This is a genomic window from Anaeromyxobacter oryzae (genome assembly GCF_023169945.1).
Classification (GTDB): domain Bacteria; phylum Myxococcota; class Myxococcia; order Myxococcales; family Anaeromyxobacteraceae; genus Anaeromyxobacter; species Anaeromyxobacter oryzae.
On record NZ_AP025591.1, the window covers coordinates 405,918 to 421,022 of the forward strand.

At 73.3% G+C, this 15,105-nt stretch carries 10 protein-coding genes; 3 read left to right on the top strand and 7 right to left on the bottom strand.

Going from position 1 to position 15,105, the window contains the following annotated elements; all coding sequences use genetic code 11:
- Positions 1 to 61 precede the first annotated feature (61 nt).
- Positions 62 to 2,824 (top strand): Ig-like domain-containing protein, encoded by a 2,763-nt coding sequence (locus AMOR_RS01690; RefSeq protein ID WP_248357792.1) that lies wholly within the window; start codon positions 62 to 64, stop codon positions 2,822 to 2,824.
- A 111-nt stretch (positions 2,825 to 2,935) separates the two neighbouring features.
- Here the strand turns inward: AMOR_RS01690 and argG are convergent, their stop codons facing one another.
- Positions 2,936 to 4,291: an argininosuccinate synthase gene (gene argG, locus AMOR_RS01695; RefSeq protein WP_248357794.1), complete on the bottom strand. Its 1,356-nt coding sequence runs from the start codon at positions 4,289 to 4,291 to the stop codon at positions 2,936 to 2,938.
- A 90-nt stretch (positions 4,292 to 4,381) separates the two neighbouring features.
- On the bottom strand, positions 4,382 to 5,209 hold the full coding sequence (locus tag AMOR_RS01700; RefSeq protein ID WP_248357796.1) for a 1,4-dihydroxy-6-naphthoate synthase: 828 nt from the start codon (positions 5,207 to 5,209) through the stop codon (positions 4,382 to 4,384).
- A gap of 282 nt (positions 5,210 to 5,491) precedes the next feature.
- Between AMOR_RS01700 and AMOR_RS01705 the strand changes: the two genes are divergently transcribed.
- Positions 5,492 to 7,024 carry a right-handed parallel beta-helix repeat-containing protein gene (locus AMOR_RS01705; protein ID WP_248357798.1) on the top strand — a complete coding sequence of 511 codons (1,533 nt, stop codon included), beginning with the start codon at positions 5,492 to 5,494 and terminating at the stop codon, positions 7,022 to 7,024.
- A 54-nt stretch (positions 7,025 to 7,078) separates the two neighbouring features.
- On the opposite strand, the gene AMOR_RS01710 is transcribed toward AMOR_RS01705, so the two are convergent.
- The 5 genes from AMOR_RS01710 to AMOR_RS01730 all read right to left on the bottom strand — a co-directional run bounded on the left by AMOR_RS01710 (position 7,079) and on the right by AMOR_RS01730 (position 12,581).
- Positions 7,079 to 7,633 (bottom strand): hypothetical protein, encoded by a 555-nt coding sequence (locus tag AMOR_RS01710; protein WP_248357800.1) that lies wholly within the window; start codon positions 7,631 to 7,633, stop codon positions 7,079 to 7,081.
- Between the two features lie 80 nt (positions 7,634 to 7,713).
- Positions 7,714 to 9,204: a DUF294 nucleotidyltransferase-like domain-containing protein gene (locus AMOR_RS01715; protein ID WP_248357801.1), complete on the bottom strand. Its 1,491-nt coding sequence runs from the start codon at positions 9,202 to 9,204 to the stop codon at positions 7,714 to 7,716.
- Positions 9,205 to 9,218: 14 nt separating this feature from the next.
- Entirely contained in the window at positions 9,219 to 9,593 is a 375-nt protein-coding gene (locus tag AMOR_RS01720) for a response regulator transcription factor (protein ID WP_248357803.1), read from the bottom strand.
- 10 nt (positions 9,594 to 9,603) lie between these two features.
- Positions 9,604 to 12,369, bottom strand: a complete 2,766-nt coding sequence (locus tag AMOR_RS01725) for a sensor histidine kinase (RefSeq protein ID WP_248357805.1) — start codon at positions 12,367 to 12,369, stop codon at positions 9,604 to 9,606.
- An 11-nt stretch (positions 12,370 to 12,380) separates the two neighbouring features.
- The gene (locus AMOR_RS01730; protein WP_248357807.1) at positions 12,381 to 12,581 is read right to left on the bottom strand and encodes a hypothetical protein; all 201 of its coding nucleotides are present in this window, start codon (positions 12,579 to 12,581) and stop codon (positions 12,381 to 12,383) included.
- 243 nt (positions 12,582 to 12,824) lie between these two features.
- On the opposite strand from AMOR_RS01730, the gene AMOR_RS01735 reads away from it, so the two are divergent.
- Positions 12,825 to 15,071, top strand: coding sequence for an OPT family oligopeptide transporter (locus AMOR_RS01735; RefSeq protein ID WP_248357809.1), 2,247 nt, complete (start codon positions 12,825 to 12,827; stop codon positions 15,069 to 15,071).
- The last annotated feature ends 34 nt before the right edge of the window (positions 15,072 to 15,105 follow it).

Here is a 15,105-nt window from a genome sequence, read left to right on the forward strand (position 1 = left end):
GTTCACTCCTCGCCGTTCTCGCCGCCGCCCACCGCCGGCGTCCACCTCGGGGGAAGACCACATGAGAAGGTCCGCGATCGGGCTCGCCTGGTGCGGCGTCGTGCTGCTCGCCGCGTGCGGGCGATCGACGTCCACGGAGCCGCAGGCCGGGGTGACCGCCGCTGCCGAGGCGGGACTCTTCGAGCCGCTCGGAGTGGTCCCCGCCTGCCTCGAGACGGCCCGGGGCTGCAGCTCTGGCGTCGCCCTGGCCGGGCCCGATGCGGCGGGGCCCGAGGTGAACGGGCCGCACACGCTCGGCTCGGGCTGCCCAGGGGTTGGCGGCTCGGGTCCGGCCGTCCAGGCGATCGCGGTCGCGTCGGCCGACGGCGCGCCGATCGCCACGGGCAGCCCGGTGGAGGCGGACGTGACCGTCTCCGGCACGGGCTTCGTGACGGTGCAGCGCTGGCACGCGAACGACGCCACCCGGCCGTGGTGGGAGGAGCTCCCGCCGGACTGGGTCGACCTCGGCGAGGGCGCGGAGGCGACCGTCCGCACGACGTTCGAGCCGGCCGCGGGGGGGCTGCACGTGCTCCGCGCCGTCGCCCTCCCCGCCGGCGCGAGCGACTGCGAAGCGTTCGGCGACAGCGACGACCTCGTGTTCGCCGTCGAAGCCGGCCACGCGCCGGCGCCGTGGCTCCTCGCTTCGCCCGGGCCGTGGACCGTGGTCACGGGCGACGTCCCGCTCGCGATCCGCGACGCCGGCCTCCCGCTCACTCGGGTCGAGTATGTCCTCGAGAACGAGCTGGTCGTCTCCGAGCAGGCGCCCACCTTTCCCGCGCTGTGGTCGTCGCCCGTGCGCGAGGCCGGGCCGGCGCTCGTGCAGGCCTACGCGTTCGATGAGACGGGCGGCGCCACCTTCGACGAGGTGAGGCTGACGCTCGCCACGGCGGCGGGGTGCGATGCGTCGTGGGGCGTCCCCGCCTGCGATGCCCCGACCTCCGCGTGCGGCAGCGGCCGCGCGCTCCAAGGCGGCGGCGCCGCCGAGGGCTGCGGGGATCCGACCTCCGGCTGGTGGGGGTGCCCGGAGCGTCTCGACGATCCGTACGGACCGTTCATCGAGCGCATGGTGGTCTTCTCGCGCGATGGGCAGCCGCTCGCGCCGGGCGTCTCCGCCCGCCTGGAGGTGGAGCTGGGCGGCCCCTGGGCGAGCGATCCCGGCGGGTGGGCGCTCGCGCTGGACCTGTACGTGCTCGACGAGGAGGTGGGCTGGACGCTCCTCCAGACGTTCTCGCCGCCGAACGGGATCCGCCACGGCACCGACCTCCGGATCGCCCCCTCGCGGTCCGATCCCGGCGGCCGCCGGGTCGTGCGCGCAGTGGTGCGCGACGGCGGCGCCCCCGGCACGTGCGACGGAGCCGTGATCGACGATGACGTCCTCGCTTTCGTGGCGCCGGACCTCGCGCCGCCGCTGGTCGCGCTCGCCTCGCCCGCCGACCTCGCGGTCGTGGCGACGCCGGTCCAGGTCCGCGCCGCCGCGCGCGACGCCGGCGGCGTGGACTGCGTCACCTTCCTCGTGGACGACGTGCCGGCGGCCGGGGCCTGCGCGCCGCCCTACGAGGCCGCCGTCGATCTCGGGGCTGGGCAACACCGCCTGACGGCGAGGGCGACCGATCGCGCCGGCAACGCCGCTACGAGCGCGGCGGCGACGGTCACCGCCGACCTGTGGCCGCCGTTCGTGGTGATCACCGGGCTGGCGCCCGGCCAGGCCGTCGAAGGGGTGGTGCAGATCGACGTCGGCGCGTCCGACGACGTCTACGTCGCGGGGGTCGAGCTCCGGGTGGACGGCGTGACGGTCGGGTCTCGCACCGAGCTCCCGTGGAGCTTCCCGTGGGACACCACGTCCGTCACGGCGGGCCCGCACACGCTCGTGGCGGTGGCGCGCGACGCGGCGGGGCGCGAGGGCGCGTCGGACCCGGTGGAGGTGGTCATCGACCCGCCGCCGATCATCACGCTCACCTCGCCGGCCGACGGCGAGGTGCTCTACGGCCCCGCGACGCTCGCCGCGGAAGTCTCCGGCGGCCAGCCCGTGCTGGCGGTGGACTTCCTCGTGGACGGCGCGGTCGTCGCGTCCGTCGCGGCTCCGCCCTTCCAGGCCAGCTGGGCGCCGTCCGCGCTCGGCCGGTACCGGGTCTCGGCCTGCGCCTGCGAGTCGATCCAGGCGCTGACCGCCGCGACCGGCCCGTGCAGCTGCACGCCCGAGATTGAGATCTCCTTCGACGTGATCCGGCCGGTGGACCTCGGGCCGCCGGCGGTGGCGCTGACGAGCCCACCCGCCGGCGCGCTGGTCTCCGGGACGGTCGCGCTCGGGGCGAGCGCGATGGACGACGTGGGCGTGACCGGGGTGTCGTTCTACGTGGACGGCGTGCTCGTCGGCCGCGACGAGGCCCCGCCCTACGAGGCCGCGTGGGACTCGACCCCGTTCCCGGGCCGGACCGTGCTGCTCCGCGCGACGGCGACGGACGCCGCCGGCAACGTCGGGGCGAGCCCGGAGCAGGCGATCACCGTCGCCGATGCCCCGCCGAAGGTGGAGATCGCCTCGCCCGGACCGGGCGCGGTCCTCTTCAAGACCGCCGAGCTGACGGCGCGCGCAGAGGATGACCTCGGGGTCGTCCGCGTCGACTGGTACGCCGACGGGCAGCTCGTCGGCGCCGTCACGGCGCCACCCTGGCGATTCCTCTGGGACGTACGGAAGGTCCCGCGCGGAGCTCACGCCCTCACCGCGCGGGCGCTCGACACGACCGGGCACGCGACGGCGAGCGCGGCGGTCCCCGTGTACGTGAAGTGAGAGCTGCGGCGCCCGCCCGCCCCGTGGCGGTGCACCCGAGAAACGAGAACGGCCGCCTCCGGGCGGCCGTTCTCGATCGCAGGCTGCGCGGCCGGCGCGGCCGCGGTCCCGTCACTCCTCGTCGTCGCCGGCACCGAGCAGCGCCGCGATGCTCGGTCCACTGCGGCTCGCGCCGAGCTTGCGGAGCGAGTCGAGGTGGTGCAGCAGCAGCGCGCGGTTGTCGCCCACGTTGAGGTTCTGCAGCTCGAGGGCGCCGATCCGGTCCTCCGGCGTGAAGGCCGGCTCCTCCACGCGCTCCATGGAGAGCTTCTCGGGCGCGTAGCTCATGTACTGCGCCTTCGTGGAGAGGATCGTCCAGTCGTCGCCGCGCCGCAGCTCGAACGTGACGGTGCCGGTGACGGCCGTGGCGATCCAGCGCGTGAGCGCCTCGCGGAGCATCATCGCCTCGGGGTCGTACCACTTGCCCTCGTAGAGGAGGCGGCCGAGGCGGCGGCCCAGCGTGAAGTAGAGATCGAGCGTGTTCTCGTTGTGGATCGCCGAGAGGAGCCGCTCGTAGACGAGGTGGAGCAGCGCCATCCCCGGCGCCTCGTAGATGCCGCGGCTCTTCGCGTCGATGACGCGGTTCTCGATCTGATCGCTCATCCCGAGGCCGTGGCGACCGCCGATGCGGTTCGCCTCCAGGAAGAGCTCGTACGGCGAGCCGAAGCGCTTGCCGTTCAGCTCGACCGGCATGCCCTGCTCGAAGACGACGGTGACCTCCTCCGGCTTCACCGCGACCTCGGGCTTCCAGTGCGCGACGCCCATGATCGGGTTCACGATCCGCATGCTGGAGTCGAGCCGCTCGAGGTCCTTCGCCTCGTGCGTCGCGCCGAGCACGTTGGCGTCGGTCGAGTACGCCTTCTCGGTCCCCATCTTGTAGGGGAGCCCGCGCCGCTCGAGGTACTCGCTCATCTCCTTCCGGCCGCCGAACGCGGTCACGAACGCCTGGTCGAGCCACGGCTTGTAGATGCGCAGGTCCGGGTCGACGAGGATGCCGTACCGGTAGAAGCGCTGGATGTCGTTGCCCTTGTGCGTCGAGCCGTCGCCGAAGACGTGGACGCCGTCCTCGCGCATCGCCCGCACGATCGCCGTGGTCGTCACGGCGCGGCCGAGCGGCGTCGTGTTGAAGTACTTCTTCCCTCCGGCGGACAGGTGGAACGCGCCGCACTGGATCGCGGCGAGGCCCTCGCGCACCATCGCGTCGCGGCAGTCGATGAGCCGCGCCTTCACCGCGCCGTGCTGGAGCGCGATGGGCGGGATGTCGGCCGGGTTGGCCTCGTCCGGCTGGGCCAGGTCCGCGGTGTAGGCGTGGACGGCCATGCCCTGCTCGGACAGCCAGGCGACCGCGCAGCGGGTGTCGAGGCCGCCGCTGAAGGCGATGCCGAGCGGGGTCCCCTTCGGCGGAAGCGACTTGTAGATCCGGCTCATGGCCCCGCCACGTAGCAGAAAAACCGGCCGCATTCCAGCGTGGGATGACCGGCGGAGACGGTCGGGCGCCTGCCCGGCTTCCCGCGCTCGCTACAGGAACGGATCCGGCCCGACCGCGACCCCGGGGTTCTGGCGCGCCCACACCTCGAGGAGCGTCCGCACCGCCGCCCTGCCCCGCTCGCCGAGGTCCACCGAGAAGTCGTTCACGTACAGGTCGACGTGCTGGCGCATCACCCGTTCGTCCATCTCCTGAGCGTGGCGCTTCACGTAGCCGGTGATGAGCGGGTACGCGGCGCGCGCGTGCTCCGCGCTGGCCCGGACGAGCCGCTCGACGTCCCGCGCGACGGCGGGACCGAGCCCGCGCCGCGCCACGATCCCGCCGAGGGGGATCGGAGCTCGGGTGCGCTCCTCCCAGTGCTCTCCGAGGTCGACGAGCTTCACGAGCCCCTTCGACGCGTACGTGAACCGGCCCTCGTGGATGATGACGCCGGCGTCGACCGACCCGCTCGCGACGGCGGCCTCGATCTCCGAGAAGACCCGGAACTGCTTCCGCGCGGCGTCCGGGTACGCGAGCGAGAACAGGAGGTGGGCGGTCGTGTCGCGGCCCGGGATCGCGACGGTCATCGAGTCCGGGCGGAAGGCGTCGAGCCCCGGGCGGGCGACGAGCAGCGGCCCGACGCCCTGCCCCAGCGCGCCGCCCGAGGCGAGCAGCACGTACTCCCGCGCGACTCGGGGCAGGACCCCGTAGCTGATCTTGCTGACGTCGAGCCGGCCCTCGAGCGCCCACTCGTTGAGGGTCTGCACGTCCTCGAGGACCACGTCGAACCGGAGCCCGCCGGTGTCGAGCTTCCCGTTCACGAGGGCGTCGAAGATGAACGTGTCGTTGGGACAGGGAGAGAAGCCGAGCGTGAGCGTCATGGCGGGAAGGATCTCCTACACGACCGGCGGCCGCGGGGCCAGCGGGCGCGCGCCCCGCCGAGGCGGAGGCACGCCCGCGCGCCGGGGGTCGGGGCCCGCGGCGGTGCATCGAGCCGCGACGCGCGCTCGAAGGGCTGACGTCGCATCGCCGCGCCGGCCCGGAGCTCTCGCGCGATCACTCGCGGTGACATGCCGTCTTCCGCCGACTCCAGGGGGGGCATGTTCCCGGTCCCCGCGCAGAGCCATCTTCACTCGAACTTTCACGGGACAGGGAGGCGAGTCATGCTCGGGAGTGATGCTCCTCGACGTGGTGGTGTCACGAGGTGGGCGGCGCTGGCGGCGTGGAGCGTCCCGGCGATCCTCCTCGTTTCGGGCGGGACGGCGAGGGCGGCGGCGACGGCGTGCGTCGCACCGTCCGGCGCGGGCGGCTGCGCCACCACGATCCAGGCGGCGATCGACGCGGTGTCCTCGACGCACACGACGATCGTCGTGAAGCCCGGGAGGTACACCGCGACGTGCAGCGGACCCGCGTGCTCCGTGGCGGCGATCCGGAGCGACGCCTCGAACGCCTCCTCGCTGACCGGGCTCACGCTCCGCTGCGCCGGCGGGGGCGGGCGGGGAGTGACCCTCGACGCGAAGGGCCTCGACCACGCCGTCCTCGTGAGCGGCGTCGACCGGGTCACGGTCGAGGGCTGCGTCGCCGAGAACGCGGCGCGCGAGGGCATCCTGGTGGAGGACGCGCGCGAGGTGCACCTCGCCCGGAACGAGGTCGCCCACAACGACCAGGCGATCACCGCCACCGTCGGTCAGGGCACGCCGCCCTGCCCGACGTTCGTCCCCCCGCAGACGCCCGGCACCAACGCGATCGTGTGCTGCCCCGACGCGTTCCCCGGCGGCCCCGGCAACTTCCCCGACGACAACGACGACTGCGGCGAGGGCATCCACCTCCGCAGCGTCGTCGGCGCGGTGGTCGAGGGCAACTCCGTGCACGACAACAAGGGCGGGATCCTGCTGACGGACGAGACCGGCCAGAGCCGGGAGAACCTCGTCACCGGCAACACCTCCCGGGACAACCAGCTGGCCGGCGGCGACTGCGGCGTGACCCTCGCCTCGCACCTCGCCTGCGCGCCGGGCTCGAGCGACGCGACCGGGTGCACGCTCGCGCCGCCGGTCAACGGGGTCTTCCAGGGGAACGGGGTGGTCCGCAACTCGGTCGTCGGAAACGTGCTCCGCCACAACGGCGCCGCGGGGACCGGCATGTTCGCGAACCCGGGCATCCCGCCCGGTTCGGCGACGAGGTCGTCCGGGAACCTCGTGTCGGGGAACGTCATCGAGGACAACGGCGAGCCCGGCGTGGCGATCCACGTCCACGCTGCCAACGGCAACGCCGATCACAACGTCATCATCGGGAACGTCATCAGGCGAAACGGCGGAGACGAGGAGGCCGCCGGCGCCTCGCCGCCGGGGATGGGGATCGAGATCTTCAGCAACGGGGCCTTCCCGGGGTTCGGTCCGGCGGCGCCCATCGTCGGGACGACGGTCACCCAGAACCGGATCTCCGACGAGGACATCGACGTGTGGGTCGGCAACACGGAGACGGGCGCCACGGTGTTCCTGAACGCCCTCGTCGGACGCGATGCGACCGGCGTCGCCAACACCGGGACGGCGACCGTCTTCGCGATGGACAACTGGTGGGGCTGCCCGCAGGGCCCGGGCGCCGCGGGCTGCTCCAGCACCTCGGGGAACGTGGTCGCGACGCCGGCGCTGTCGAGCGAGGGGCCGGTGACCTCGGCGATCGGCGCGCGCGATCCCTGATGGCCCGCGCGGCGGGGCGGCCGTGGCCTCGTGAGGGGCCCGGCCGCCTCGGCGTCACCGCACGCGCAGCGACTCCATGAACCGCCTCACGTTCTCGGGCATGCTCGCGGCCACCGCGTTCGGGTACTCCACGATGAGCTGGTAGATGCGGTCCTTGCCCCTGAGGACGCGCATCACCCCGGCGCTCTGCGGGCTGGAAAGCGCGACCTCGACTCCGGCCATCCCGCGGTACTTCACGTCCTTGCGCTTGCCGTCCATCTTCCTGGCGATCGTTTCCAGGGCGTCGCCCGCGACACGCCGGTCGGCGCGGACGAGCGTGAGCGCCGTGAACTTCACGCCGTCCTGGGTACGGGTCCCCACGACGTGGGCGACCAGCGCGGTTCCGTCCGCCGCGCGATCGTGGACGCTGAAGTCGTTGAACTTGCCCGGGACGGACACCGAGAAGCCGCCATGCGTCGAGCGCGCGTCGCTCCAGCCGCTCGCGTCCGGCTCCCCCGCCCCCTGGCGGTGCATCTCGAGACCCTGAGCGGCGGGCGCCTTCGCGCGCGCGGGCGCGGGGGCGAGGCTCAGCGCGATGATCGTCAAAAGCAGGAGACGGGTCGTCTTCATGGGGACCTCCGGCGCGCGAGCATACCGCACGGCACGGTCGCGGTGCCCGGCCGGCGAGCCGCCCCGGGCCGCGCCGGCGCTCACGGGAGCCCGTACTCGAGGGCGAGCCGCGTCTGGAGGTGCCGCGCCTGCCGGAACGCCTCCTTCAGCACGTGGCGATCGAGCTCGTTCAGCTGCCGGGGATCGATGCGGTTCGGGGCCGCGCCGGGGCGCGGCGGCTCCCGCTGGCTGCGCAGCCGCATCAGGTGCACGAAGTAGAACGCATCGACGATGGCGGCGAGGCGCCCCGGCGCGAACGGCGCGACCGCGTCCACGGCCCGCAGCCGCTCCGCCGTGTTGGTGTGCGCGACGCCGTGCGCGAGCGCGAGGATCCGCGCAGCGTCGACGAAGGGGCGCGACCCGTTCATCTTGAGGTCGATGGTGTGGGGGTACTCCTTCGAGCGGTCGTAGGTGAAGTCGCGGACGACGCCCAGCGGCGGCCGGCACTGGAGCGCGTTCTCGGCCATGTGGCGCAGGAACAGCGGCCGGTCCCGCGCGGCGGCGAGGAGGGTCGCGCGGAGCCGCTCGGCGAGCGTGGCGTTCCCGTACACCGCGCGCAGGTCGAAGAAGATCGCGGCGTTGAGCAGCGCCTGCGGATCGGGCACCTGGATCCAGCGGACGAACGTGCGCCGCCACTCGTCGAGCGTGAGGCACCACCGGGGATTCCCCGCCATGACCTCGCCCTTGCAGAGCGGGAACCCGCAGGCGTGGAGCCGATCGTTCACCGCGCGCGCGAACGGGAGCAGCCCCTCGCGCACGCGCTCCGCGTCGTCCTCGTCCGCCTCGAACACGATGCCGTTGTCCTGGTCGGTGCTGAACGTCTGCTCGAGCCGGCCCTCCGAGCCGAGCGCGATCCAGCACAGCGGGACGGGCGGCGGCGCGAGCTCGTCGGCCGTGAGCTCGATGACCCGGATGGTGAGGAGGTCGTTGAGCGTGGAGACGTGGTGCGTGAGGGTCTCGACGCTCACGCCCTGCGCGAGGAGCTCGTCGGCGAGGCGGCGGATCCCGAGCGCGGCGCTCCGCAGCCCGTCCATGTCCCGGGCGGCCTGGAGCTCGGTGCTGATCTGCTTCACGCCCACGCGCTGGGGCCCGAACAGATCGTTCTGGGAGACGATGCCGGCGAGACGGCCCTCGGCGTCCACGACGACCACGTGCCGCACGCCGTTCCGCGCCATCGTCAGCGCGGCCTGGTGGGCGGTGCCCTCCGGCGGCAGCGTGATGAGGCCGCTCGTCATCACGGCGGCGATGGGCTGCTGGAGATCGCCGCCCGGGAGCGTCACGCGCCGCACCAGGTCCTGCAGCGTGAAGATGCCGAGGGCGAACCCGCGCCGCGGATCCGCGACCACCACGGAGCCGACGCGGGCGCGCTCCATCGTCTCGAGCGCCTCGCGGACGGTCGCCTCGAGCGGCACGGTGACCGGGCGGCGCAGGATCGCGGACAGCGGGCTGAACATGGTCACGCCCGCCCGCCGGCCGCCCGCCTCCGCCGGCTCGACCGCCTCGACCTGCTTCGCCGCCTCGCGCTCGGCCATGGGGCCCTCCCGGGTCAGCGGCGGCTCTGCAGGAGCTCGCCGACCTGGGCGACGAGGTCCCGCGTCGAGAACGGCTTCGTGACGTACGCGTCGGCGCCCACCTCGAGCCCCTTCGCGACCTCCGTGTCCCTGCCCTTCGCGGTGAGCATGACGATCCGGAGGCCGCTCCACCGCGGGTCGGACCGGAGCCGGCGGCACACCTCGAACCCGTTCAGCCGGGGCAGCATCACGTCGAGGATCACGAGATCGGGCGGCTGCTCGGCCACGGCGCGGAGCGCCTCCTCGCCGTCCACCGCGACGGCTACCTCGTACCCGGCGCGCTTCATCAGGTACTCGAGCGAGATGACGATGTTGGGCTCGTCGTCGACGATGAGGATCCGGTGGGCCATCCCTCGCCTCCTACCCCGCGGTGCGCGCCGCGCCGGCGTCGGCGGCGTGCGCGCCGGGGTGCAGCGGCAGCACGAAGGAGAACGTCGCGCCGCGCCCGAGCTCGCTGTCCACCCAGAGCCGCCCGCCGAAGTGCTCCACGATGCGGCGGCTGATGGGGAGCCCGAGGCCGGTCCCGCGCGGCCGCTCGCCGGCGCGGTCGCCGACCTGCCGGAACTTCTCGAAGACGGTGGCGTGATCGGCCGGGCTGATGCCGGGGCCGTTGTCGAGCACGTCGACGCGGACCGCCTCGTCGTTCGCCGTGACCCGGACCTCGACGCGGCCGTCGCGCGGCGGGCTGAAGTTCACGGCGTTGGACAGCAGGTTGATGAGGACCTGCATCAGCCGGTCCGGGTCGGCCCGGACGCGCGGGAGCGGCTCCGGGATGGAGACCGACAGCGACACGTCCTTGGCGCGGAACAGCTGGCTCGTGGCGTCGACCGCCTCCCGGAGGACCTCGTGCAGGTCCAGCTCGGAGGCGTGCCACTCGGCGTTGCCCGACTCGATCTTGGCGAGGTCGAGCATCTGGTTGATGAGCCGGGTCAGCCGTTCGGCCTCCTTCACGATGATCGAGAGGAAGCGCGCCCGCTCCGCGGGCGGCGCGTCCGGCGTGTCGCGCAGGATCTCCGAGAAGGCGCGGATGGAGGTGAGCGGGGTCCTTAGCTCGTGCGTGACCGTCGACATGAAGTCGTCCTTCAGGCGATCGAGCTGCTGGAGCTGGGCGTTGGCGGCGCGCAGCTCGGCGGTGGCGGCCTCGAGCTGGCGCGACTTCTCCTCCAGCTCGCGGCTGTAGGCGCGCACCTGCGACGCCTCGTCGAGGATGTCCATCACCTCGTCGAGGCCGGGCGGCTCCTCCTGCACCACCGAGGCGACCATCACGCGCGCCGACGCGGCGCCGATCGCGCCGGCGAGCTGCGTCTCCGCGAAGTGGACCAGATCCGCGTCCGCCGGGAGGTCCTCCGGCGCGCGGACGCCACGCCGCCGCGCGTGGGCGAGGAACGCGTCGCGCGCGCGGTCCGGCCCGAGGAAGCGTCCGAGCAGCGGCAACAGATCGGCGACCGAGGCGCTGCGGCGCCAGAGGCGCGACCGCTCCAGCCCCTGCGTGTGACGGAAGACGTCCACGAACAGCGCCGCCTGGTCCGTCTCGGCCGCGCCGGGCCGGCCGGCGACGGACACCCCGACGTAGAGCGAGACGTTCGCGAGCAGGCTCCAGAACAGCGCGTGCGAGATGTCGTCGAGCCCGGTGAGCCCGAAGAGCTGCTGGGGCCGGAGGAGCCTCACGCCGAGGAGCCCGTCATCGAGGAAGCCGGCGGGGAGCCACCCCGACTTCGCGAAGGACGGGAGCGCCAGCGTGTACGCCCAGACCGCGAACCCGGCGGAGAGGCCGGCGATGGCGCCCGCGCGCGTGGCGCCCTTCCAGTAGATGCCGCCGAGGATGGGCGGGGCGAACTGCGCCACCGCGGCGAACGAGATGAGCCCGATCGCGACCAGCGCGTACGCCTCGCCGGCGGCGCGGAAGTAGACGTAACCGAGGATCAGGATGACGGCGATCGCCCATCGCCGGACCGTGAGGAGGAGACCTGAGAGATCGGTCCGCTCGTGCAGCCGGAGCCAGCGCCAGCGCAGCAGCACCGGCATCACGAGATCGTTGCAGACCATGGTCGAGAGCGCGATGGTCTCGACGACCACCATCCCGGTGCCGGCGGAGAGCCCGCCGATGAACGCGAGCAGGGCGAGCGCCTCGCGCCGCTGCGACATCGGCAGCGTGAGCACGAACGTGTCCGCGTCCACGCCCTGCCCGCCGAGGTGGAGCAGGCCGCCGAGCGCCACGGGCAGCACGAACACGTTGATGAGCAGCAGGTAGAGCGGGAACAGCCAGATCGCCTTGGCGAGGTGGTCCTCGTCGACGTTCTCCACGACGGAGATCTGGAACTGCCGCGGCAGGAACATGATCGACAGCATCGAGAGGACGGTGAGGAACCCCCACGTCGCGTACCCGCCGCTCCCGACGGTCATGAGCCCGCGGAGGCGCGGCGTCTCCTGCGCGAGCCGGAAGACGTCCCCGAAGCCCCGGTACAGGCCGAACGTCACGAAGGCGCCCACGGCGACGAACGCCACCAGCTTCACGACCGACTCGAACGCGATGGCAGCGACGAGCCCCTCGTGGCGCTCGGTCGCGTCGAGGTGGCGGGCGCCGAAGAGGATGGCGAACGCGGCGAGCGTCGCGGCGATGTAGAGCGCGCTGTCCTGCCAGAACGGCTGCTCGACCTTCGCGGGCATCACGATCTGCGGGTAGTGCAGCAGGATCGTGAACGAGCCGGAGATCGCCTTGAGCTGCAACGAGATGTACGGGATGACGCCGAGGACGGCGATGACCGTCACGATGCCGCCGAGGCTCTGGCTCTTGCCGTACCGCGACGCGACGAAGTCCGCGATCGAGGTGATGCGGTACGTCTTGCTGATGCGGATGACCTTCCGCCAGACGTACCACCACAGCGCGATGACGAGGGTCGGCCCGAGGTAGACCGGCAGGAACCCGACGCCGCTCGACGCGGCGCGGCCGACGCTGCCGTAGAACGTCCACGTCGTGCAGTACACCGCGAGGGAGAGCGCGTACGTGTACGGGTTCGCGATGATCGATCGGCCCTGCGCCGCGCGCCGGTCGCCGAGCCAGGCGATGGCGAACAGCACGCCGAGGTAGGCGAACGAAACGAGGACGATGACCCACGCCCGGAGCATGGCGGCGATCCTCAACCCGGCGGGCGCTCGACGGCGACCGCCAGCAGCCCGATCACGAGCGTCCAGACGACGAACACGTACGCGTACAGCAGCGGGATCCCCGCGAGGTCGGCGGAGCGGGCGAAGAGCGAGAGGATCGGGTAGTCGAGCAGCACGACGCCCATGAGGAAGATGGCGACGAGCCGCTGCCCCGTGTTGCCCGAGCGTTTCATGAGCACCTCGCGGGCCGCAGACCCGACTATACGCGCCGCAGCGGCGGAGGGATGCGAGCGGCGCGCGCCCCGGGGCGGGCCTGAGCCCCGACCGGGTGCCTGGGCCGCCCCGGGGCCGTTCTTCCGCTGGGTGAAGACGGCGCGCGGCCGATCGAGTGGCGCTGCCGCTCCGGGGCCGGTAGCACCTCCCGACGCGCCCGCCGCGTGCGAGGGCCGCCTCGTCCGCGGCACGCCCGAGTCGCCATGAGCCGCCCCGAGGAGTCCGTCCCGCCCTCCGCCGCCGCCGAGCCGCCCGCCCACCGGCCGTTCGTTCCGGCGAGCGCCGAGGTGCCCGAGCTCACGCCGGTGCCGGTCGTCGTCGGCGCGCTGCTCGGGATCCTGTTCGGCGCGAGCTCGATGTACCTCGTCCTCAAGGTCGGCGTGACGGTGAGCGCGAGCATCCCGGTGGCCGTGCTCTCGATCACGATCTTCCGGGCCTTCTCGCGGCTGTTCCGCGTCCGCCAGGCGACGATCCTCGAGAACAACGTCGTGCAGACCACGGGCAGCGCCGGCGAGAGCATCGCGTTCGGCGTGGGCGTCACGATGCCGGCCCTGCTCATCCTCGGCTACGACCTCCAGGTCGGGCACGTGATCCTGGTCTCGGTGCTGGGCGGGCTCCTCGGGATCCTCATGATGATCCCGCTCCGGCGCGCGCTCATCGTGAAGGAGGCCCGGACGCTCGTGTACCCCGAGGGCACCGCCTGCGCGCAGGTGCTCGTCACGGGCGAGCGGGGCGCGACGACGGGGAAGATCGTCTTCGCCGGCCTCGGCGCGGGCGCGCTCTTCGCGCTGGGCTACAAGGCGCTCGCCCTCTTCAAGGACATCCCCGAGCGCGTGTTCGGGCGGTGGTTCGACGGCGCGAGCCTCTCGCTCGAGGTCGGGCCCGAGCTCCTCGGCGTCGGCTACATCATCGGGACGCGCGTCGCCCTCACGATGGGCGCCGGCGGCATCCTCTCCGCGCTCGTGCTCACCCCGGCGATCAAGCTCTTCGGCTCCACCGCCGCGACGCCCATCTTCCCCGCCACCCAGCTCATCCGAGACATGACGCCGGACGACGTCTGGCACCAGTACATCCTCTACATCGGCGCCGGCGCGGTCGCGGCGGGCGGGATCGTCTCGCTCGCGCGAGCGCTCCCCACCATCGTCGGCGGCGCCGCGCGCGGCCTCGGCAGCCTCCGCGGGGGAGCGGGCGGCGCCCGCGCGGCGCGACCGCGGACCGACCGCGACCTCCCGGGCTGGCTCGTCGGCGCCGGCGCGCTCGCGCTCGTCGTCGCCTGCGCGCTCGCGCCGTCGCTCCGGATCAACGTGCTCGGCGCGATCCTCGTCGTCGCGTTCGGGTTCCTCTTCGTCACCGTCAGCTCGCGCCTCACCGGCGAGATCGGCAGCTCCTCGAACCCGATCTCCGGGATGACCGTCGCGACGCTGCTCCTCACGAGCCTCATCTTCCTCGCGCTCGGGTGGGTGAGCGCGCGGGACAAGGTGGCCGCGCTCTCCGTCGCGGCCGTCGTGTGCATCGCGGCGTCGAACGGCGGGACCACCTCGCAGGACCTGAAGACCGGGTACCTCGTGGGCGCGACGCCCTCGCGGCAGCAGATCGCGATCCTGATCGGCACGCTCTCGTCCGCGCTCGTCATCGGGTTCGTGCTCCTCAAGCTGAACGACGCGAGCACCGTGTTCGCGCGCCGCGACTACCCGGGGTTCCGCGCGGACGTCGCGACGCTCCCCGAGCGCGCGCGGCTCACCGGCCCGGACGCGGGCCTCGACCGCGCGGAGTACCACGTGCTCAGGCTGACGGAGCCGCGCGGCGGCGTCCCGGCGGGGAAGTACCTCGTCGACGACGCGGGGCGGATCCGGTGGCTCGAGGACCCGGGCATCAACGGCAGCGTGGACCGCCGCGAGGGCGGCGAGAAGGTGTCGAAGTTCAGCGCGCCGAAGGCGATGCTGATGTCCTTCATCATCGACGGGATCATGTCGCAGCGGCTGCCCTGGGGGCTCGTGCTGCTCGGCGTCTGCATCGCGATCGTGCTGGAGCTCTGCGGCCTGTCGTCGCTCGCCTTCGCGGTGGGCGTGTACCTGCCGCTCTCGACCTCGGCGCCCATCATGGTGGGCGGCGTCGTCCGCGCGCTCGTCGGCCGCGCCGCCCGGGTCGAGACCGAGGCCGAGGCGGAGAGCGGGCCGGGCGTGCTCTTCAGCTCCGGGCTCATCGCCGGCGCGTCCGTCGCGGGGATGGCGGTGGCGCTCGCGCAGCTCACGGAGCCGACCCGCGCGCTCCTCGCGGCGGTGAACCTCGGCCGGCTCGCGCCGAAGTTCGCGCAGAGCGACGGCGTCGCGCTCGCGCTCTTCGCAGGGCTCGGCGGGATCCTCTGGCTCGTCGGCACGGGACGGCTGCTGCGATCGCCGGCGGTCGCGGCGGTGCCCCCGGGAGCGCGCCCGCCGGCGCGACGGCCGTAGCGCACGGAACCGGGGAGCGTCCCGTCGCCCGGGC

Coding starts and splice junctions, on each gene's coding strand:
- AMOR_RS01690 (WP_248357792.1), top strand. CDS start 62: ATGAGAAGGTCCGCGATCGGGCTCGCCTGGTGCGGCGTCGTGCTGCTC.
- argG (WP_248357794.1), bottom strand. CDS start 4,291: ATGAGCCGGATCTACAAGTCGCTTCCGCCGAAGGGGACCCCGCTCGGC.
- AMOR_RS01700 (WP_248357796.1), bottom strand. CDS start 5,209: ATGACGCTCACGCTCGGCTTCTCTCCCTGTCCCAACGACACGTTCATC.
- AMOR_RS01705 (WP_248357798.1), top strand. CDS start 5,492: ATGCTCGGGAGTGATGCTCCTCGACGTGGTGGTGTCACGAGGTGGGCG.
- AMOR_RS01710 (WP_248357800.1), bottom strand. CDS start 7,633: ATGAAGACGACCCGTCTCCTGCTTTTGACGATCATCGCGCTGAGCCTC.
- AMOR_RS01715 (WP_248357801.1), bottom strand. CDS start 9,204: ATGGCCGAGCGCGAGGCGGCGAAGCAGGTCGAGGCGGTCGAGCCGGCG.
- AMOR_RS01720 (WP_248357803.1), bottom strand. CDS start 9,593: ATGGCCCACCGGATCCTCATCGTCGACGACGAGCCCAACATCGTCATC.
- AMOR_RS01725 (WP_248357805.1), bottom strand. CDS start 12,369: ATGCTCCGGGCGTGGGTCATCGTCCTCGTTTCGTTCGCCTACCTCGGC.
- AMOR_RS01730 (WP_248357807.1), bottom strand. CDS start 12,581: ATGAAACGCTCGGGCAACACGGGGCAGCGGCTCGTCGCCATCTTCCTC.
- AMOR_RS01735 (WP_248357809.1), top strand. CDS start 12,825: ATGAGCCGCCCCGAGGAGTCCGTCCCGCCCTCCGCCGCCGCCGAGCCG.